The organism is Micromonospora sp. NPDC005215 (assembly GCF_040607915.1).
Classification (GTDB): Bacteria; Actinomycetota; Actinomycetes; order Mycobacteriales; family Micromonosporaceae; genus Micromonospora.
Window position 1 is genome coordinate 1 of the sequence record NZ_JBEXHQ010000056.1, and the last position, 20947, is coordinate 20947.

The window sequence follows — 20947 nt, forward strand, 5'->3', positions numbered from 1 at the left end:
GGTTCCGACCTTCGACAAGCCAGAACCTAGGCAGGACAACGGCGTGCGCCAAAAACGACGCGCCCAACCACCCACAGACACGTCACAAGACCCATTTTTATGACTCAGAGGTATACCGCTCACCAGGAGTTGGCCACGCGGTGGAGCTCGGGATGCTCGCGTGGTCGTCAGGAGCGCAGGGACGGGTCCGCGGGCTCGCCGCGTTGTTCCGGTGGCCGCCCCGCTCCCGGCGGTCCGTCCTGGCCGTTCGCTGGCGGTCCGCCCGGGTCGTTCGCCGGCGGTCCGCCCGGGCCGGTCCCCGGCGGCCCGTCCTGGCCGATCCCCGGCGGTCCGCCCGGGTCGGTTGCCCGCCAGTCCTCCTCGGCTGGGCGAGCCGCTGGCGGCGGCGCGGCGTCGACGGCGTCGGGCGTCCAGGGAACAGCGTGCAGTACGCCGGAGCGGCCGGCGCGAGCGTCGGTGACGGCGGCCAGGGTGAGCGGGGTGACGGCCTCCGGCAGCGCGTCCGGGGAGTGCCAGGACAACCGGCAGCCCGGTAGCGGGTCGGCCGTCGGTGGGCCGGTGGCGCGGGCCCGGAAGACGTGCACGAGGACGTCCGGCAGCGGCCCGGCGCGTCCGGGCGACGTCTGCCCGCTGGGGCCGGTCAGGTGGTAGACGCCGACCAGGTCGACGAGCTCGATCTCGCACCCGGTCTCCGCGCGGATGTCCCGCAGGGCCGCCTGCACCGGGCTCTCGGTCGGGCGCAGCCGCCCGCCGGGTAGCGCGTGGCGGCGCTCACCCCGGCCCTGCCGGCAGAGCAGCACCCGGCCGGTGTCGTCGTTGACGACTGCGGCGACCGCCCAGGTGAGCGCGCTCATGGACAAAGAGCGTACGGCGGCGCAAACCAGAAGTCACCGAGATGCGCGCTCCCGCGCCCGGGGTGCCGCTACGGGGGTGTGCAGCGGTAGCGTGTGCACCCGTGACCCTCGCCTCGCTGTCCCCCCAGGCGGCCCTGCCCAGTCCCAGCACCGCAGTCTGGCAACTCGGGCCGGTGCCGATCCGGGCGTACGCGCTCTGCATCATCGCCGGCATCGTGCTGGCCTGCTGGGTGACCGAGCGTCGGCTGCGACAGCGCGGCGTCGCGCCCGGCGCGGTGCTCGACATCGCCGTCTGGGCGGTGCCGACCGGCATCATCGGTGCCCGGATCTACCACGTCGTCACCTCACCCGAGAAATATTTCGGCGCCGGCGGTGAGCCGATGAAGGCATTCGCCATCTGGGAGGGCGGTCTCGGCATCTGGGGTGCCGTCGCCGGTGGCGCGGTCGGCGTGTGGATCGCCGCCCGGCAGCTCGGCATCCCGTTCGGCGTGGTGGCCGACGCGCTGGCCCCCGGGCTGCCCCTGGCCCAGGCGGTCGGCCGGCTCGGCAACTGGTTCAACAACGAGCTGTTCGGTGGCCGGACCGACCTGCCGTGGGGCCTGCAGATCCACCGGATGGACCCGGACAGTCCGGGGCACGCGCTGCGTGACGACGCCGGGCAGCCGATCCTCGAACCGGGCCTCTACCAGCCGACGTTCCTCTACGAGGCGTTGTGGAATCTCGGCGTCGTCGCCCTGGTCCTCATCCTGGACCGCCGGTTGAAGCTGGGGCGCGGCCGGGCGTTCGCCCTCTACGTGATGGGCTACACCGTCGGCCGGTTCTGGATCGAGCTGATGCGCACCGACGAGGCCAACCAGATTCTGGGCGTCCGGCTCAACGTCTGGACCGCCGCCCTGGTCTTCCTCGGCGCGCTTATCTACTTCGTCCGGGTGCGTGGCCCGCGGGACTACCTGATCCCGCTCGGCGCGGTGGCGACGCCGACCCCGCCCCCCGCGTCCGACCTGTCCCAGGTCGACCTCTCGGAGCGGGAGACGCCCGCCCGGGCCGCCGCGCCGGAGGGGTACCGGGTGGTCAGCGCGGAGCAGTACGCCGCCTGGCGGGACACCGGCGTCATCCCGCCGGAGCCGCCCACCGACCAGGACTCCCGGCCGGGCGACGAGCCGCTCGGTGACGCTGCACCCGTCGACGGCCCGTCGAACGACAACCAGCCGACCGACGACCCGTCGAGCGAGCACGAGCCGACCGACGACCCGTCGGGCGACGACGAGCCGGCGGACGACCGCTCGGCTCCCCGCGCCGAGCGGGCCGACGCCGCGGGCGTGCGGCCCGCCGACCGGGACAGCTGAGCGGAGGCGGCACCGATGCGAAGCGCGGTGGTGGTCGGCGCAGGGGTCGGTGGCCTCGCGGTGGCCGGCGCGCTGGCCCGCTCCGGCTGGCAGGTCACCGTGTTGGAACGCGCCGAACGGGTTCGCCCCGAGCCGACCGCCGTGGTGCTCTGGCCCAACGGCGTCCGCGCGTTGCAGGCCCTCGGCCTCGGCGCGGGCCTGGCCGCCATCGCCACCCCGCTGGCCGACGGTGGGGTCCGTCGCCCGGACGGGCACTGGCTCGTGCAGCCTCGGCCCATCCCAGCCGACCGGCTGCCGGTGGTGGTGCACCGCGAGGACCTGCACGACACGCTGATCGCGGGCCTCGGTGAGCGGGTCGAGCTGCGTACCGGCGTGACAGTGCGGCACGTCCGGGTCGAGCCGGGGGAACGGCCGGCGGTCAGCGACGGACGGCACACCATCGAGGCCGACCTGGTGGTCGCCGCCGATGGCACGGACAGCGGCATCCGCCGTCAACTCGCCCCCGAGTCCCGGGTGGTCAGCTCCGGATGCGCCGCCTGGCGGGCTGTCATCCCCTGGTACCAGGCGCCTCGGCTAGCCGACGACCAACCGCTGGCCGGCGAGATCCTCGGTGCCGGTTACCGGTTCGTGGCCGCGTCGTTGGGTGATCGCGGCTCCTCGGGAGGGTCCACCCGGGGCGGGATCTACTGGGTGGCCACTGCCGCCGGCGCCCCTCGCCCGGAACCGCCGGAGACCCAACTCGCCCTGCTGCGCCGCTGGTACGCGGGCTGGCCCGCCCCGATCGGCGCGCTGCTCGACGCCACCGAACCGGCCGACCTGGTCCAGCAGGAGGTCCGCGAGCTGCGTCCGTTGCCCCGCTCGTACGGCTTCCCCGTCGGGCCGGGCGGGGTGGTGCTGCTCGGCGACGCGGCGCACGCCATGCCGCCGCACCTCGGGCAGGGCGCCTGCCTCGCGTTCGAGGACGCCGCCACGCTCGCCTCGCTGCTGCGCGAGGCTCGGCTGCCCGACGCGGTGCAGGCGTACGACCGGGTGCGCCGCCCCCGGGCCGCGACGGTGGTCCGGCAGACCCGGCGGATGTCGGCGGTGCTCCAGGCCCGGGGCCGGTTGGCGTTGCGCGCCCGGGACGCCGCACTCGGCACGATCAACACCCGGCTGCTCTCCAGTGCCGCCGCCTCCGCAGCCCAGTGGCGTCCCCCGGTCTGAGACCTGGGCGGCGGGAGCGGTCAGGCGATGAGCGCGGCGGGTTCGGCGATGCAGGCGGTGCCGATGCGGCGGAAGCCGACCCGTAGGTAGACCCGGGCGATGTCGTCGCTGCCCGCGGAGAGAAAGATCAGGTCGGTGCCGGCCGCGTGCAACTCCCAGGCGAGGGTGGCGGTGAGCGCGGCGCCCAGCCCGCGTCGCCGGGCGGCCGGCAGCGTGGCCACGCCGGCGATCTCCGCCACGTCGCCCACGCGCATGGCCATGCCGCTGGCCAGGGCGCCGTCGGTCGACGTCCCGGCGAGCGCGGAGATTCGTCGGCCGTCGGCGATCCGGGTGCGTTCCTCGTCGAGCGCGGCCAACTCGAGTTCGGTGACGGCGGCGTCCCGCTCGGCCGGGCCGGCGTCACCGGGCGCGGTGCCGGCGGCGGCGAACGACACCGCTGCCACCGCGCGCCGGGCCGCGACGTCGGCGGCGAAGCCGGGGGAGTCCGCCGCCAGCACCCGCACCGCCACGTCGGATAGCGTCGTCGGGTCGGGCAGCGCGGCCGGGTCGAGCACCATCAGCGGTGCCTCCAGCACGTGCAGCCCCGCCGAGCGGGCCACCGCCAGCAGTTCGGGGGTGGTCTCGTGCACCCACTCGAAGGCTTCCGGCAGGCCCAGCTTGCGCTGCCGCTCGCGTACCGAGGTCACGTCGGCCAGGGACGGCGGCTTGGTGGCGCCGATCCGGGGGCGGGCGTAGAACGGCCAGCCGGCACCCTCGCGCACGAACAACACCAGCCCGCCATGCTCCTCCGCACCGGCGACGTCGCGGGGCACCGCGTCGTAGAAGTGTTCCAACCGGTCGAAGATGTCCTTGTGTAGCGGATCCACCGCGCGAGACTACACGTCCCAGACTATGGACGGTGTGATCAATCTCAGGTGGCAGTGCGAGCCTGGCCCTAACGTAGACTCAATAGACCCACGGGCCGACGTCGTCCCCCATCATGATCAACCTGAGTGACGACAGGAGGCCCGGTGGCACAGCCGTACGCGGAAATGACACAGCCGCACCCGCACAGCCCGCAGGCGTCCCCGATGCCCGGCGGCCGCCCGTCCGCCCAGGGCCTCTACGACCCCATGCAGGAGCACGACTCCTGCGGGGTGGCCTTCGTGGCGGACCTGCACGGTCGCCGTTCACACGCGGTCGTCGCCAACGGGCTCGGCGCGCTCTGCCGCCTGGATCACCGGGGCGCCCGGGGCGCGGAGCCCAACACCGGCGACGGCGCGGGCATCATGATCCAGATTCCGGACGTGTTCCTGCGCGCGGCGGCCGACGTCGCGCTACCCCCGGCCGGCGAGTACGCCACCGGGCTGGTCTTCCTCCCTGACGACGACGCCGGCGAGGCGCGTGCCCGGCAGGTGGTCGAGAAGTACGCGTTGGTCGAGGGTGCCGAGGTGCTCGGCTGGCGGGAGGTGCCGATCGCCCCGGAAGGGCTCGGCGAGACCGCCCTGGCGGCGATGCCCCGGGTCCGGCAGGTCTTCGTGGCCGCGCGCCGGCTCACCGACTCGCCCGCCGGCCCGGCCGGCTCCGCGCTGAGCGGCATCGAGCTGGACCGGGTGGCGTTCTGCCTGCGCAAGCAGGCCGAGCGGGAGACCGCCGAGCGGGGCGTGCCGGCGTACTTCCCGTCGCTGTCCAGCCGGACGATTGTCTACAAGGGCATGCTCACCCCCGACCAGTTGCCGGCGTTCTACCCGGACCTGCGTGACGAGCGGGTGGACAGCGCTATCGCGCTTGTGCACTCCCGCTTCTCCACAAACACCTTCCCGTCCTGGCCGCTGGCGCACCCGTACCGGTTCATCGCCCACAACGGCGAGATCAACACGATCCGGGGCAACCGCAACTGGATGCAGGCCCGCGAGGCGCTCCTGCGCTCGCCGAACGTGCCGGGCAACATCCGGCGGGTCTTCCCGGTCTGCACCCCCGCCGCCTCCGACTCGGCGAACTTCGACGAGGTCCTGGAGCTGCTGCACCTGGCCGGGCGGAGCCTGCCGCACGCGGTGCTCATGATGATCCCCGAGGCCTGGGAGAACGACCCCGGGATGGACCCGGCCAAGCGCGCCTTCTACCGCTTCCACGCCAGCCTGATGGAGCCGTGGGACGGGCCGGCGTCGGTGGCCTTCACCGACGGCGAAATCGTCGGCGCGGTGCTGGACCGCAACGGGTTGCGCCCGGGTCGCTGGTGGCAGACCGACGACGGGCTCGTGGTGCTCGGCTCCGAGGCGGGCGTGCTCGACCTCGACCCGGCCCACGTGGTCGCCAAGGGGCGGCTCCAGCCGGGCAAGATGTTCCTGGTCGACACCGTGGCCGGCCGGATCGTGCACGACGAGGAGATCAAGTCCGAGTTGGCCGCCGCCCAGCCGTACGGTGAGTGGCTGCACGCCGGGCTGATCGAGCTGGGTGACCTGCCGGCCCGCGAGCACACCGTCTACACGCACGACTCGGTGCGCCGCCGGCAGCAGACCTTCGGTTACACCGAGGAGGAGCTGAAGATCCTGCTCGCGCCGATGGCCCGCACCGGCGCCGAGCCGCTGGGCTCGATGGGCACGGACACCCCGATCTCGCCGTTGTCGACCCGGCCGCGGCTGCTCTACGACTACTTCCACCAGCTCTTCGCCCAGGTCACCAACCCGCCACTGGACGCCATCCGCGAGGAGTTGGTGACCAGCCTGGCGTCGACGATCGGGCCGGAGGGCAACCTGCTCGACCCGGGCGCGGCCAGCTGTCGGCAGATCGTGCTGCCGCATCCGGTGATCGACAACGACGAGCTGGCCAAGATCCTCTCCATCGACGAGGACGGCGACCTGCCCGGCTTCAAGGCGGTCCGGGTCTCCGGGCTGTACCGCATCCGGGAGGGCGCCGCCGGGATCAAGACACGGCTGACCGAGATCTGCCGGCACGTCTCCGAGGCCATCGAGGACGGCGTCCGCATCCTGGTGCTCTCCGACCGGGACTCCAACGCCGACCTGGCGCCGATCCCGTCGTTGCTGCTCACCGCCGCCGTGCACCAGCACCTGGTGCGGGAGCAGACCCGCACCCAGGCGGCGCTGATCGTGGAGTCCGGCGACTGCCGGGAGGTGCACCACGCGGCCGTCCTGATCGGTTACGGCGCGGCGGCGGTCAACCCGTACCTGGCGTTCGAGTCGGTGGAGGACATGATCGCGACCAGCGCGCTGCCCGGCATCGAGCCGGCCGCCGCGGTGCGCAACTACGCCAAGGCGCTCGGCAAGGGCGTTCTGAAGATCATGTCGAAGATGGGCATCTCGACGGTCTCGTCGTACTGCGGCGCGCAGGTCTTCGAGGCGGTCGGCCTGGACACCCGGCTGGTCGAGCGTTACTTCCGGGGCACGCCCAGCCGGATCGGCGGGATCGGCCTGGCGGGCGTGCACGCCGAGGTGGCCGCCCGGCACGCGCTGGCCTGGCCCCCGGCCGGCACCGCGACCTCCGCCCGACTGGAGGTCGGCGGCGAGTACCAGTGGCGCCGCGAGGGTGAGCTGCACCTGTTCAACCCGGAGACGGTCTTCCTCTTGCAGCACGCCACCCGCAGCCGGCAGTACGACGTCTTCCGGCAGTACACAGCGAAGGTCGACGCGCTCGCCGCGCAGGCCGGCTCGCTGCGGGGGTTGTTCACAGTGCGTACCGGGGTCCGCCCGGCGGTGCCGATCGAGGAGGTCGAGCCGGCCACCGAGATCGTCAAGCGCTTCGCCACCGGCGCCATGTCGTACGGGTCGATCTCGGCGGAGGCGCACGAGACGCTCGCCATCGCGATGAACCGCCTCGGCGGCAAGTCCAACACCGGTGAGGGCGGCGAGGACGTCGACCGGCTGTACGACCCCAGGCGCCGCTCGGCGGTGAAGCAGATCGCCAGCGGTCGGTTCGGCGTGACAAGCGAATACCTGGTCAACGCGGACGACCTCCAGATCAAGATGGCCCAGGGCGCCAAGCCCGGCGAGGGCGGTCAGCTGCCCGGCAACAAGGTCTGGCCGTGGATCGCCCGGACCCGGCACGCCACGCCCGGCGTCGGCCTGATCTCTCCGCCGCCCCACCACGACATCTACTCCATCGAGGATCTCGCTCAGCTGGTGCACGATTTGAAGTGCGTCAACCCGGCCGCCCGGGTGCACGTCAAGCTGGTCAGCGAGGTCGGTGTCGGCACCGTCGCCGCAGGGGTGGCAAAGCTCAAGGCGGACGTCATCCTGATCTCCGGCCACGACGGCGGCACGGGCGCGTCTCCGATGAACTCGCTCAAGCACGCCGGTACGCCGTGGGAGCTGGGCCTGGCCGAGGCGCAGCAGACGCTGCTGCTCAACAAGCTGCGCGACCGGGTGACCGTGCAGGTCGACGGTCAGCTCAAGACCGGCCGGGACGTGCTGATCGCGGCGCTGCTCGGCGCGGAGGAGTTCGGCTTCGCCACCGCTCCGCTGATCGTCGCCGGCTGCGTGATGATGCGGGTCTGTCACCTGGACACCTGCCCGGTCGGCATCGCCACCCAGAACCCGGTGCTGCGGGAGCGTTTCACCGGCACCCCGGAGTTCGTGGAGAACTTCTTCCTGTTCCTCGCCGAGGAGGTCCGGGGCTACCTGGCCGAGCTGGGTTTCCGGTCGATCGAGGAGGCGATCGGGCAGTCCGAGCTGCTCGACGTGGCCCCGGCGGTGACGCACTGGAAGGCGCACGGGTTGGACCTGGCGCCGGTCCTGCACCTGCCGGAGTTGCCCGCCGGCGCGGCCCGACGGGGTGTCCGCGCGCAGGATCACGGCCTGGAGCAGGCCCTGGACAACGAGTTGATCGCGCTGGCCGGTCCGGCGCTGTCCGATGCGGGGTCTCGGGCGGAGGCGGCCAACGCCGAGGCGCGGGACTTCGCACAGGTGACGCCGGTGCGCGTCGAGGTGGCGGTGCGCAACGAGCACCGCAGCGTCGGCGCGATGCTCGGCGGCGAGGTGACCCGTCGCTTCGGCGGTGCCGGCCTTCCCGAGGACACCATCGAGTTCGTGCTGCATGGCACGGCCGGGCAGTCGTTCGGCGCGTTCCTGCCCCGCGGGGTGACCCTGCGGCTGCACGGCGACGCCAACGACTACGTGGGCAAGGGCCTCTCCGGTGGGCGGCTCATCGTCCGTCCGGACGCCGCCGCGCCGTTCCTCGACCCGGACGCCGAGCCGGGGCAGCGGGCCGAGGACCAGATCATCGCCGGCAACACCATCCTGTACGGGGCCACGGCGGGTGAGGTCTTCCTGCGCGGTCGGGTGGGGGAGCGGTTCGCGGTCCGCAACTCGGGCGCGATCGCCGTTGTCGAGGGCGTCGGTGACCACGGCTGCGAGTACATGACTGGCGGCACGGTCGTGGTGCTCGGCGCGACCGGCCGTAACTTCGCGGCCGGCATGTCCGGCGGCACCGCGTTCGTGCACCACCTGGACCGGGCTCGGGTCAACGCGGAGCTGGTCGACCTGATGCCGCTGGGCGAGCAGGAGCAGTCGCTGTTGCACGAGCTGGTCCAACGGCACGTGGCCGAGACCGGGTCGGCGGTCGCCGAGGAGCTGCTCAAGCGTTGGCCGGAGGCGGTGGCCGAGTTCACCGCGGTGGTGCCCCGCGACTACCGCCGGGTCATGGAGATCATGAAGGCCGCCGAAGCCGCCGGCCGCAACGTCGACGACGCGGTGATGGGCGCGCTCAGCGCGCCCGCCGCGCCGGTGCCGCCCGCCCCGCGGGTGGCTGCCCAGGAGGTGGCACGTGCCTGACCCGAACGGTTTCCTGCGCTACGACCGGCGACTGCCGGCCCGCCGCCCGGTGCCGGTGCGGATCAGCGACTGGCGCGAGGTGTACCCGCCGGCCGGCGAGGAGCTGGTCCGTGAGCAGGCCACCCGCTGCATGGACTGCGGCATCCCGTTCTGCCACGACGGCTGTCCGCTGGGCAACCGCATCCCGGACTGGAACGACCTGGTCCGCACCGGCAGCTGGGACGCCGCTGTGGAGTCGCTGCACGCCACAAACAACTTCCCGGAGTTCACCGGCCGGCTCTGCCCGGCGCCCTGCGAGGCGGCCTGCGTCCTCGGCATCTCCGGCGGCCAGCCGGTGACCATCAAGCAGGTCGAGGTGGAGATCGCCGACGCCGCCGCGGCTCGCGGACTCACCCCTCGGCCGGTGCCGGCGCCGTCCGGTCGGTCGGTCGCCGTGGTCGGCTCCGGGCCTGCCGGCCTGGCCGCCGCGCAGCAGCTGGCCCGCGCGGGTCACGCGGTGACGGTGTACGAGCGGGACGACGCGATCGGTGGCCTGCTCCGGTACGGCATCCCCGACTTCAAGTTGGAGAAGCGGCACATCGACGCCCGGCTGGCCCAGCTCACCGCCGAGGGGGTGCGCTTCCGCACCGGGGTCAACGTCGGGGTGGACGTCACCGCCGAGCAGTTGCGCGCCGAGCATGACGCGGTGCTGTTGGCCTGCGGCGCGTTGCAGGGCCGGGACACCCCGGAGACTCCGGGGCGGGTGCTGCGGGGCGTACACCAGGCGATGGCGCATCTGGTCGCGGCGAATCGCGCGGTCGCCACCGCGGCCACCGGCGAGCCGGGCGTCCCAGCCACCGGCGAGGGCCGGCCGGCGCGTGCGCTGCTGCCGGACGGCACCCCGATCGACGCGGCCGGCAAGCACGTGGTGATCATCGGTGGCGGTGACACCGCGGCCGACTGTCTCGGCGTGGCGCACCGGCAGGGCGCCGCTGGCGTGCACCAGCTCGACCTGTACCCGCAGCCGCCGCAGGAGCGCGACGAGGCACGGGACCCGTGGCCGACCTGGCCGTGGATCCTGCGCAGCTACCCGGCGCACGAGGAGGGTGGCGAGCGGGTCTTCGCCGTGGCGGTGCAGGAGTTCGTGGACGACGGCACCGGGCAGGTGCGGGCGGTGCGGATCGCCGAGGTGACAGTGGAGAAGCACGACGGTCGGCGGGTCGTCACCGTGGTGCCGGGCTCCGAGCGGGAGCTACCGGCGGATCTGGTGCTGCTGGCGATCGGCTTCGAGGGCACCGAGCAGCAGCCGTTGCTGGCCCAGTTCGGTGTGACCCGCAATCCCCGCGGGGCGGTCGACGCTCGCGACGACTGGCAGACCGACGCCGACGGGGTGTTCGTGGCCGGTGACATGCACCGGGGCGCCTCGCTGATCGTCTGGGCCATCGCCGAGGGGCGGGCGGCGGCCGCCGCCATCCACGGCTATCTGGGCGGTGTTGGTGCGTTGCCGGCTCCGGTGGGCCCGGCCGCGCAGGCTCTCGCCGCTCGCTGAGTTGCGGGCGTCCGGCCGGTGCGGCAGGTCTGCTGCCGCGCCGGCCGGGCATTCCCGCTGGTGAAGCTCACAGAGGTGGGCAAAAAGGTTTAGACCCCGCAAGACTTGTCGGCGAGCTTCGTCGCCGTGGTGGTGGCGCTGTTCGCCGTACGTCCGGGAACCCCGCCGGTGGTGACGGCACCGCACGGCGGCCGGACCCACGACGGCGTCCGCGCCGGCTTCGCCTACCTGCGCGGGCAGCCGGTGCTGCTCCTCGCGCTCGCCCTGTCGTTCGTGCTCGGCGGCCTGGGCCGCAACTACCAGGTGACGATGGCCGCGATGAGCGACGGACCGCTGCGCGCCGGCGCGTCCGGCTACGGCGTCCTGTCGACCGTGTTCGCGCTCGGTACCGTGCTGGGCGCGCTCGTCGCGGCCCGCCGGCGTTCCCTGGACTACCGGACCCTGGTCGCCGCGGGTCTGCTCGCCAGCGGGCTGCAGATCGTCGCCGGCCTGGCCCCGGGAACCTGGAGCTTCGCCGCGATGATCCTGCCGATCGCCGCCGCCGCGGTGGTCATCGACACCACCGTCGGCACCCGCGCCCAACTCGACACCGACGGCGCGATGCGCGGCCGGGTGCTCGCCGCGCTGGAGGTCACCGGCTCGGTCTCGGCCGCGGTCGGTGCTCCACTGCTCGGCTGGCTCGCCGAACACGCCGGGCCGCGCCAGACGCTCGTGCTCGCCGGATCCACCGCCGCGATAGCAACGGCGGCGGCGGCCGTCGCCCTGGACCGCCAGCGCGCCCGCGCGGCCCTCGCCCTGGTCGCGCCACGGCCTCGTCATCCGGTACGGCGAGTGGCGTTCCGGGCCGCCCGCATCGTCCGGCCCGCCGGGGCGGTCTGTGTCATCGCGCCCGCCGGAGTGGGGTTGGGCACGTCCCGGCTCGGGGAGTTGGCCACGGCCGGGCCAGCGGCGCGTCGCTGAGACAGCGGTCACCCCCGGTGGCCGGCGTACGGGACAGGACGACGCGAAGATCATCGTTACGCTGCGATCATGGACATCGAGGAGCGCCTACGGCGGACCCGCCGGTGGCTGTGGATCGTGTTGATCGGGCTTTTCCTGAGCGGTGCCACCGCTTTTCCGCTGGAGATCGAGGTGCGCTGGCTGCTGCGTGCACTGGACCCGCTCGCCGGCCAACTGCCCGCCCTGGTCGACTGGATCGAGCGGGTGCACACCGGCCTGGTGACGGCCGGCGAGGACTACCCGTTCCTGCTCTACGGCACCGACTGGTTGGCCTTCGCCCACCTGGTGCTGGCGGTGGCGTTCTGGGGGCCGCTGCGCGACCCGGTGCGCAACGTCTGGGTCGTCCAGGTCGGCATGATCGCCTGCGCCGGCATCGTCCCACTGGCGTTGATCTGCGGCCCGATCCGGGACATCCCCTGGTTCTGGACGCTCATCGACCTGTCCTTCGCGGTCGGGGCGTTTCCGCCGCTCTGGTTCGCCTACCGGCACATCCGCGCCATCGAGGCGAGCACGTCCGACGCGACAGCTGCCCCCGCCATTCCGTGATCGGGAGTCGCCGGGTAGCTGGTCGGGTGGGTCAGTAACACCTCATCGATCCCCTGTAGAGCTGCCCCAGATGTGGGGCAGCGGGCCTCGGACCATGCCCGGCTGCCTGCTCGCCCGGCTGTCTGCTCGCCCAATGTCTGCGTGCCCCACTGTCGGCGTGCCCGGCTGTCTGCTCGCCCGTTGTCTGCGTGCCCCACTGTCGGCGTGCCCGGCTGTCTGCTCGCCCGTTGTCTGCGTGCCTGGCTGTCTGCGTGCCGGCTGTCTGCGTGCCGGCTGTCTGCGTGCCGGCTGTCTGCGTGCCCCATTGCTGGGGCAGCTCTACAGGCAAGCACCGGAGTGGTCGGGCCTGCTCGGCTTCGGGGTAGCGGGCTCTCGGGGAGAGTGGGGCGCTGGAGCGGTAGGGCGCCGGGGGAGTGGGGCGCTGGCACGGTCGGGCGCCGGGGGAGTGGGGCGCTGGCACGGTCAGGCACCGAGGGAGTGGGGCGCTGGCACGGTCAGGCACCGAGGGAGGTGGGGCGCCGGGCGGCCGGAAGCAGGGGGCCGGGCGAGGTGGGGCGCCGGGCGGCCGGAAGCGCCCCCCCGCGTGGGCGGTGGGCGCTTCCGGTCGACACCGACTCCTAGTGCGACAGCAGGTGGTGCGACTCGCGGATCTTGGCCCAGGACTTCGGCTCGGCCGGCGGGGCGGCCTTGCGTGCGGCACTGGCCACGTCGGGTCGGCCGGCGGTGAACAGCCAGGTGGTGAACAGGTCGTCCAGGTCCAGTCCGGAGATCTTTTCGGCGAGGGCCTGGAACTGCTCGATGGTGCCGTTGCCGTACCGGTGCTCGGCGGTCCACGCCGGCAGGATCTCGAAGAACGCGTCGTCGCCGACGGCCAGCCGCAGCTGGTGCAGGGTCATCGCGCCCCGGTCGTAGACGGCATCGTCGAAGATCCGGTCCGCGCCCGGCTCACCGGGCAACACCTGCCAGAACTCGCTGTCGGCCGGGTAGCTGGCGTAGGTGAAGTCGAACACCTCCTGCGCGGTGCCCTCGCCCTGTTCCTCGGACCAGAGCCACTCGGCATACGACGCGAAGCCCTCGTTGAGCCAGATGTTGCGCCACTCGGCCACCGAGACCGAGTCGCCGAACCACTGGTGGGCGTTCTCGTGCGCCACCACGTACGTGTTGGCGCCGCGCCGCCAGAAGCCCGGCCCGTACACCGGTCGGGTCTGCGTCTCCAGCGCGAAGCCGATGCCGTCGACCGGGCCGGCCACGCCGCCCTGCGCCTCGAACGGGTACGGGCCGAAGATCCCGCTCTCCCAGTCGACGATCTCGGCGGTCCGCTCGATGCTGGCCCGCGCGGCCGGCCCGAGCGCACCCAGTGAGGTGCTGTACGCGTTGACCACCGGTTGGCCGCCGGGGGTGGTGTCGGTGACGATGTCGTACTGCCCGATGGCCATGAAGGCCAGGTAGGGGGCGGTGGGGGAGGTGGTTCGCCAGATCCACCGGGTGCGGTTGCCGGCCTCGGCCACCGGTGGCCTCGGCTGCACGCCGTTGCTGATGACCTCGACGCCGGTGGGCACCGAGACGGAGATGTCGAAGGTGGCCTTGTCCAGTGGGTGGTCGTTGCTCGGGAACCACCACCACGCCGACTCGGGCTCGTTGACCGCCATCGCCCCGTCGTCGGTCCGGGTCCAGCCGGTGTAGCCGCCGACCAGGGTCTCCGACGGGATGCCGGCGTAGCGCACCACGATGGTGAGCTGCTGGCCCCGGGTCACCGTGCGGGCCGGGGTGACCACCAGCTCGTGCACACCGGCGGTGCTGGTGCTCGCCACCCACCCGTTGACCCGCACCGACTCGACGTCGAGCAGGAAGTCCAGGTTGAACGCCGAGAGGTCCTGCGTCGCGGTGGCGAGGATCGTGGTGGTGCCGCTGAGCTGGTCGGACGCCGGGTCGTAGCGCAGCCGGACGTCGTAGTGCTCGACGTCGTAGCCACCGTTGCCGTAGTCGGGGAAGTAGCTGTCGCCCAGGCCGGGTGCGCCGGGTTGCGGCGCGGCGGTGACGACGGGTCGGCCCCAGCCTGTCGGGGCGGCCTGGCCGGGCGTGCCGGCGAGCATGGTGCCGGCGGTGGTGAGGGTCAGGGCGGCGGTGGCCGCCGTGAACATTCGTCGCACGGGGTGGACTCCCTCCATCGGGTGTTCGCCACGCCAACCTAATCGACAATGGTGAGCGTCGCCGGCCTGCCGCGCCCGGCCGGTCGTCAGCGTCCCCGGTGGACGGTCGGCCGCCGGTCCCCTGGCGTGCCTTGCGCCGCAAGGTCACACTATGTGGATCGGAGGTGACGCGTGCCGCGATCCGAGGTGCCCAAGCGGGAGTTGATCGGCCAGCGACAGTCGGCCGGAGGCCGGGACCGGCTGCCGGCCGGCGGGCTCGAGTTCTTCGCGCTGCTCGCCCGGCTGCTGCGGCGACCCCGCCGCGGTGACCGGAGACTGCCGCTGCTCTGGCTGGTCCGCTCCGACACCTCGGATCTGATGGTGCCGCTGCGCCGATTCCTCGGCCAGGGGCCCCGGCGGCGGGTGCCGCACGCCGTGCTGGACGCCGACGCGCCGCCGGGCGCCGGGGACGTTTCGGCGCTGCTGCGCGAGCTGCACCGGCAGCTCTCCCTGGAGGCGTTCGGCGCCGCGCGGCTGCGCTTCCGGCACTACCCGCTCGCCGACTGGCTGATGCACCAGAGCCTCAGCCTCGGCATCGACGCCGACGACAGCCGGGCGGCCCTGGTACGCCGGCTGCGGGATCGCCGGGGGACGCGTACCCCGGAGGCGCTGCCTTCCGGTGGTGACGCGGTCAGCATCGTCTCGCAGGTGTTGCTCTGGCTGGTCCGCCGTGCCGTGCCGAGCGTGGTCTTCCGGGCCGCCGTCTCCGGCCGGGTGCCGGTGCTCGGGCGGCACTACACCTGGTTCATGCGCCAGCAGTATCTCGCGCCCCGGCAGTCGGTCACGTTCCTCGGGTTCGCCGAGCGCCTCACCGCCGGGTGGCGCGACGGCGAGCAACCCGACCAGGTCAACAAACTGCTGCTGCACGCGTTCCTGGAGGACCTGCGGCAGGCGTACCGCGTCGGCCGTGGCGCCCGTCGGACTGGCGGCGCACCGCGTATCCGGCGCTGCTGCTCGATCACGTCGCCCCCGGCAACGTCTGCGGCGAACTGGTCCGCCTGATCGGCGACGTCCGCACCGAGACGGGCCGCAACGACCCGCTGCTCATCGTCGTCTCCGGCGGGCAACCCCCACCGGAACTGCCCGAACCGCACCCACTGACCGAGGCCGACGAGGCGTACGACGAGTGGGCCGAGGCGCTGCCGGAGATGCGGCGGCTGCGCCGCCCGGCCGCCTGGCTGGTGGCGTTGCGGCCCGACGAGACCGACGCCGGCCCACCGTCGCGGGGCGGAATGCGACCGTTCTCCGCGCCCGACCCGCCCTGGTGGTCGCGCCGCTTCCTGCCGGCTGCGCTCTGCCTGGTGCTGCTGGCCGCCGGTGGCGTGTGGGTGGGCAGCCGGTGGGGGCGGGGCTGCCACCCCTCGCTGACCGGTGGCCGGGTCTCGGTCGAGGTGGTCGGCAGCGGTGAGTGCGTCGGCTACAGCGACACTGCGGCGCAGGTGTTCAACAACGACCCCGGCCAGGATGGGCTGCGGACCATCCAGCGGCGCATCTTCGCGCAGAACCGGGCCGCCGAGGAGGTCTGGCAGCGCAGCGACCGACGCCGACCCTTCCTCACCCTGGTCTACCTGGGCACGCTGACCGGCAACCGGACCCGCGCCGACGAGGAGTCCTACGTCTCCGAGCGGGAGGAACTGGAGGGGATGGCGACCGCCCAGTACGCGTTGCTGAAGGAGTCGGCCGGTGCCGACGGCGCCGCGCTGCTGCGGATCGTGGTGGCCAACGGTGGCCGGCAGATGAGCTACGCCGACCGGGCGGTGGCGATGCTGGCCGAGCTGGCCCGGGACGACCCCACGGTGCTCGGGGTGGTCGGGCTGGTGGAGAGTCGGACGAGCACGGCCCGAGCGTTGCGCGAGCTGAACCGGGTCGGGCTGCCGGTGCTGGCGCCCACGCTGTCGGCGGACAAGATGGACGCCAACTCCCGCCTCTACCTACAGATCTCCGCGCCCAACGCCGATCAGGTGAAGATGGTCGACGCGTACGCCCAACAGGTGCTGAAGGTCGACGAGGCGCACGTCTTCTACACGACTCTGGAGGGCAGCTCGCTGTCCGAGGACCTGTACGTGAACACCCTCGTCGACGGGCTTCGGCAACGGTTCGGTGCCCGGATCACGCGCCTCGACGAGTGGCGCACCGGTCAGCGGCTGACCGGCGAGTGCGGCTACCCGGGTCTGCTGTTCTACGCGGGTCGGTGGACGGAGTTCGACGGTTTCCTGCGGGCGCTGCGCGAGTGCGGCGCCAACCCGCCCCAACACCTGGTCGCCGACGATTCGGCGAACCGCTACATGGCCAACCCCGGGCTGCGTGCCGCCGCGCCCGGCAACCTGCCGGTCACGTACGTCTCCAAGGCCGCGCTGGCCACCTGCGCCGCGCTGCGGGCGGCGGCGCAGGACCGGCGCGACGACGCCCGAGCCAGCTTCCTGTCCTGGATCCAGGCCGACGACCTGCTCGACCCGCCGCGCTGCCGGCCGGGCTCCGAGCGGCAGGTCGGCGAGCGGGTCAGCCTCGCATACGACGCGGCGATGATGCTGATCCGGGCGGTGGAGAGCCTCGCCGCCCGGCTACACCACGCCGACCCGCGGCAACGCTGGGAGCCGACCTCGGTCAACCCGGTCGGTGTGCACGCCGAGGTGCTCCGGCAGAACGCCGGCCAGGGCTACCCGGGGGTCGCCGGGCTGATCCGGTTCACCCCCGACTCGGGTGAGCCGGTCGACAAGCGGCTGGCCCTGATGCGGGTGGAGCAGGTGCCCGACGTGGCGACGGCGCCGGTGGAGGTGTTCCGCTGTGGGGTGGCCGACGCGTCCACCCCCGCCGCGTGTGGTCCGGCGTGACACGTCCGCGTAGGACTGTCCGGTTGTCACAGGTGTCCGTTAGGGTTCCTGAGACCAGACGGCCGTTGGCGTTGGGGGCAGAGGTTGGGCAGGCTCGCGTCGGCGTACGGGCAGGCGGTCAACTCCCACCGGGCGGCTCGGGCGCACCTGGACGCCGCCCGCGGTGCTCTCGGCGCGGCGCCGGCGCCCGGCGCGCCGACCGGCGCCGCCGAGTTGGTGGCCCGCCTCGCCCACCTTGGCGGCGCCCTGGCCACTCCCGCGCCGGGCGTCACGCCGCTGACCGACCATCCGACCGCGGTACGGATCGGTGCGGCGTCCACCCCGGACGGCGGCTTCCCGGTGCTGGTCCCGCTCGGCGGCGGCTACCACCTGGCGCTGGACGCCGATGTCCGGGACCCGCAGGTCGCCGGGTTGTTGCGGGCGCTGGTGCTGCGGCTGGTCGCCACCGCGCCGCCCGGTCAGGTCCGGGTCGCCGGCATCGACACCGCCGCGGTGGGGGCCACCTTCGGTCCGCTGCGCCCGTTGCTCGACGCCGGTGTGCTGAACCCGCCGGCGACCGGCGAGGCCGAGGTGGCCGCGCTGCTGGATGCCGCCGAGCGGCACGCCCGCGCGGCGCAGCACGCCCAGCCCGCCGCCCGGCACCTGCTGGTGGTGGTCGCCACCGCCGCGCCACCGCCGCGCGAGCTGGCCCGGCTCGCCGCGCTCACCCATGCCGGCCCGGCCGCCGCCGTCTGCGTGCTGCTCGCCGGCCACCCGTCCCGGCTGCCCGGCGAGACCCCGACGCCGCTGGGCGGCACCACCGCGATCCGGCTCGACCAGGGGTACGCCCACGTCAGCGACCCGCCCGGCATCCCGTTCAGCGCCGACGGCACCGGTCTCGCCGCTCCCGTGCTGCTCGATGGTGATCCGCCGTCCGCGTCGGTACGCGCGCTCGCCGACCACCTGGCCGCCGCCGCCCGCCGCTCCGACGCGCTGCCCTTCACCGACCTGCTGCCCGAGCGGCGCTGGGTCGAGTCCGCGGGCAACGGCCTGCGCACGGTGATCGGTCGGGCCGGCGGCGCGGCGCCGACCGTCGACGCCCCGCTGACGCTCGCGTTCGACGACGCCACCCCGCACTGGCTGGTCGGTGGGCGCACCGGCGCCGGCAAGACCGTCTTCCTGCTCGACGTCCTCTACGGGTTGGCCGCCCGGTATTCGCCTGCCGAGTTGCAGCTCTACCTGCTCGACTTCAAGGAGGGCGTGAGCTTCACCGAGTTCGTGCCCACGAGTCGGGACCCATCCTGGCTGCCCCACGCCCGTGCCGTCGGCATCGAATCCGACCGCGAGTACGGTCTCGCCGTCCTGCGCGAGCTGCGCCGGGAGGCGCAACGCCGGGCCACCGCGCTGAAGCGGCACGGCGTCACCAAACTCGCCGACCTGCCGCGAGACAATCCGCTGCCGCGCATCGTGGCGGTCATCGACGAGTTCCACGTGTTGCTCGCCGGCAACGACGCGTTGGCCCGAGAATCAGTGGACCTGCTGGAGGAGTTGGCCCGCAAGGGCCGCTCGTACGGCATCCACCTGGTGCTGGCCAGCCAGAGCATGACCGGCATCGAGGCCCTCTACGGACGGGCCGAGGCGATCTTCGGGCAGTTCGCGCTGCGGGTGGCGCTGCCCGGCGGCGGCGGGGTGCTCGACCAGCTCAACACCGCCGCCGCGGCCCTGCCGATCGGCTCCGCCGTGGTCAACACCGCCGCCGGGGCGGTCGGCGCCGACACGGTGCTGCGCTTCCCCGACGCGCACGCCGCGGCGGCGGACCTCGCCGCGTTGCGCCACGAACTGTGGCAGGCCCGGCCGGCGGGCTCACGGGCACCGGCGGTCTTCAAGGGGTACGAGGCCGCGCGGGTCGAGGACGACCCCACCTTCGCCGGACTGCGCCCCGGTGGCCGGCGTCCGATGGCCCTGGTCGGCCGGACTGTCGACGTGCACGGCACCACCGCGCTGTTCCTGATGGACGCCACCCCCGGGCGGCACCTCGCCGTGGTCGGCACCGCACCGGCCGGCGCGGACGTGCTGCGCGCCGCGACGCTGAGCCTGGCCCGCCAGCACCACCCCGGCGACGTCCGGTTCGAGGTGGCCTCCCTGGTCAGCGCCGCCGCCGATGTCGCCGACGACACCGAAACCGCCCTGCGGGCCGCCGGCCACGCGGTGCGGCGCCTCGACGCCGCCGGGCTGCGCGAGCGCATCGCCGTGCTGGCCGCCGAGCCCACCGGCCGGGAGTACCTGGTGGTGTTCGGGATGGACGCCGCCGCGCCGGTCCTCGGGGCCACCGACCCGGGCACCTTCCGCTCCGGCCTGGACGACCTGCGTACCCTTCTGCGCCAGGGCCCCGGGCAGGGGGTGCACCTGCTCGGTTGGTGGCGTGGGCTGCGCCGGCTCGCCGACGACCTCGGCGGCACCCAGAACCGCGACGACGTCGCCTGCCTGGTGGCGCTCAACGTGCCGGGGAGCGAGCTGGCCCTGCACCTCGGGACGCACGACCTGGCCTACACACCCCGCGCCGACCGAGCGCTGCTGATCGACCGGCACGACCAGCGCACCCGACTGATCGTCCCGTTCGCCGGCGAGGGGCACGAGCCGGACGGGGAGCGGTGACAGTGTCCTTCGAGGAGTACGCGGCGCTGGCCCAACAGTTCGCCGAGCAGCACCGAGCGGGGAAGCAGCACGCCGCCGCCGAGTCCGAACGCCGTCGCGACCTGCACGCCGCCGTCGACTACCTGCACCAGCGGCTGACCGCCCAGGGGCAGCGCCTCGACCAGCTCGGCCGAGCGATCGGCGTCGACCAGCCGCCCGCCGGTCCCTCCCCGACCGCGGGGCGTCCGGGCGAGGCTGCCGCCTGGCCCGGCCCACCGGCCGGCTCCAGCCCTGCCACCGCTGCCGGCTCTGGCCCGGGGTCCGCTGCCGGCTCTGGCCCCTCCACCGCTGCCGGCTCCAGCCCTGCCACCGCTGCCAGTTCTGGCCCGGGGTCCGCTGCCGGCTTCGGCCCGGCGTCCGCTGGCTGGTCGGGCCAGTCCGCCGCACCCGGAAGTGGGGACGGGCCAGCCGACGGCGCAGCCGGCGTGCCGGGGCGGGCGGGGGTCGGGGCGTACCCCGAGGTGTCGGCGGGGGAGGCGCGGCTGGCGCTGCCGACGGCGGTGAGCCCGGCGGGCGCCGGGGTGCCGGCGCAGCGGGCGGCGGTGGTCGACCCGGTGGTGGAGTTGGAGCTGGCCCGGCGGATGGCCGACGAGGCCGACCGGCACGGGCAGCAGGCGGAGTTGCTGGCCCAACGGCCGGCGCTCCTGCCGACGTGGTCACCGCTGGCGCGGGCGGTCGCCGTCTACGCCGGCTGCGGGGCTGCTGCCGGAGTGGTCATGTTGGTCCTGGTGCTCGCCTCCGGGGTGGGCCTGGTGGACGGGTTCACCCTCGGCGCGTGGATCTGCGCGGGGCTGCCGGCGGTGGCATTCTTCGGCGGGTATCTGGTGCTGGGCCGGTGGGGGCGGCCGGCCATGGTCGCGGGCACCCCGCCGCGATATCTGCCGCTGGGATTCCTGATCTGTTTTCTGCTGGTGCCGATGGCCTACTGCGCCTATCTGTTACTGGTTCGCGGCCTGCGCTGAGCCCGGCCGTGGTCGGCCCGACGCGAGTCAGCTAAACGACTCAACCGCAAC

12 protein-coding genes are annotated in these 20947 nt (G+C 73.7%); 9 read left to right on the plus strand and 3 right to left on the minus strand.

Annotated elements, in window-relative coordinates; genetic code table 11:
- Positions 1-167 precede the first annotated feature (167 nt).
- Positions 168-854 (minus strand): NUDIX hydrolase, encoded by a 687-nt coding sequence (locus ABZU25_RS29615; protein ID WP_355032651.1) that lies wholly within the window; start codon positions 852-854, stop codon positions 168-170.
- 101 nt (positions 855-955) lie between these two features.
- On the opposite strand from ABZU25_RS29615, the gene lgt reads away from it, so the two are divergent.
- A complete protein-coding gene (gene lgt, locus ABZU25_RS29620) occupies positions 956-2200 on the plus strand; it encodes a prolipoprotein diacylglyceryl transferase (protein ID WP_355032652.1) in 1245 nt (414 codons plus the stop codon).
- Positions 2201-2215: 15 nt separating this feature from the next.
- On the plus strand, positions 2216-3403 hold the full coding sequence (locus ABZU25_RS29625) for an NAD(P)/FAD-dependent oxidoreductase (RefSeq protein ID WP_355032653.1): 1188 nt from the start codon (positions 2216-2218) through the stop codon (positions 3401-3403).
- 20 nt (positions 3404-3423) lie between these two features.
- Here ABZU25_RS29625 and ABZU25_RS29630 read toward each other — a convergent pair whose 3' ends face one another.
- Positions 3424-4269 carry a GNAT family N-acetyltransferase gene (locus ABZU25_RS29630; protein WP_355032654.1) on the minus strand — a complete coding sequence of 282 codons (846 nt, stop codon included), beginning with the start codon at positions 4267-4269 and terminating at the stop codon, positions 3424-3426.
- Between the two features lie 165 nt (positions 4270-4434).
- Between ABZU25_RS29630 and gltB the strand changes: the two genes are divergently transcribed.
- The 4 genes from gltB (at position 4435) to ABZU25_RS29650 (ending at position 12241) form a co-directional block, all read left to right on the plus strand.
- On the plus strand, positions 4435-9168 hold the full coding sequence (gene gltB, locus ABZU25_RS29635) for a glutamate synthase large subunit (RefSeq protein WP_355032689.1): 4734 nt from the start codon (positions 4435-4437) through the stop codon (positions 9166-9168).
- Positions 9161-10696: a glutamate synthase subunit beta gene (locus ABZU25_RS29640; RefSeq protein ID WP_355032655.1), complete on the plus strand. Its 1536-nt coding sequence runs from the start codon at positions 9161-9163 to the stop codon at positions 10694-10696. The genes gltB and ABZU25_RS29640 overlap by 8 nt, the downstream gene beginning before the upstream one ends.
- A gap of 105 nt (positions 10697-10801) precedes the next feature.
- On the plus strand, positions 10802-11656 hold the full coding sequence (locus ABZU25_RS29645; protein ID WP_355032656.1) for an MFS transporter: 855 nt from the start codon (positions 10802-10804) through the stop codon (positions 11654-11656).
- Between the two features lie 69 nt (positions 11657-11725).
- Entirely contained in the window at positions 11726-12241 is a 516-nt protein-coding gene (locus ABZU25_RS29650) for a hypothetical protein (protein ID WP_355032657.1), read from the plus strand.
- Between the two features lie 617 nt (positions 12242-12858).
- Here ABZU25_RS29650 and ABZU25_RS29655 read toward each other — a convergent pair.
- On the minus strand, positions 12859-14391 hold the full coding sequence (locus ABZU25_RS29655; RefSeq protein ID WP_355032658.1) for a M1 family metallopeptidase: 1533 nt from the start codon (positions 14389-14391) through the stop codon (positions 12859-12861).
- 857 nt (positions 14392-15248) lie between these two features.
- Between ABZU25_RS29655 and ABZU25_RS29660 the strand changes: the two genes are divergently transcribed.
- The 3 genes from ABZU25_RS29660 (at position 15249) to ABZU25_RS29670 (ending at position 20896) form a co-directional block, all read left to right on the plus strand.
- Positions 15249-17261 carry a hypothetical protein gene (locus ABZU25_RS29660; protein WP_355032659.1) on the plus strand — a complete coding sequence of 671 codons (2013 nt, stop codon included), beginning with the start codon at positions 15249-15251 and terminating at the stop codon, positions 17259-17261.
- A gap of 84 nt (positions 17262-17345) precedes the next feature.
- Positions 17346-19895 (plus strand): FtsK/SpoIIIE domain-containing protein, encoded by a 2550-nt coding sequence (locus ABZU25_RS29665; protein WP_355032660.1) that lies wholly within the window; start codon positions 17346-17348, stop codon positions 19893-19895.
- A gap of 2 nt (positions 19896-19897) precedes the next feature.
- The gene (locus tag ABZU25_RS29670) at positions 19898-20896 is read left to right on the plus strand and encodes a hypothetical protein (RefSeq protein WP_355032661.1); all 999 of its coding nucleotides are present in this window, start codon (positions 19898-19900) and stop codon (positions 20894-20896) included.
- Positions 20897-20947: the final 51 nt, after the last annotated feature.

Excerpts from the sequence above, each read along its gene's own strand:
- gltB (WP_355032689.1), top strand. The coding sequence starts at position 4,435 with ATGACACAGCCGCACCCGCACAGCCCGCAGGCGTCCCCGATGCCCGGC.
- ABZU25_RS29615 (WP_355032651.1), bottom strand. The coding sequence starts at position 854 with ATGAGCGCGCTCACCTGGGCGGTCGCCGCAGTCGTCAACGACGACACC.
- ABZU25_RS29625 (WP_355032653.1), top strand. The coding sequence starts at position 2,216 with ATGCGAAGCGCGGTGGTGGTCGGCGCAGGGGTCGGTGGCCTCGCGGTG.
- ABZU25_RS29650 (WP_355032657.1), top strand. The coding sequence starts at position 11,726 with ATGGACATCGAGGAGCGCCTACGGCGGACCCGCCGGTGGCTGTGGATC.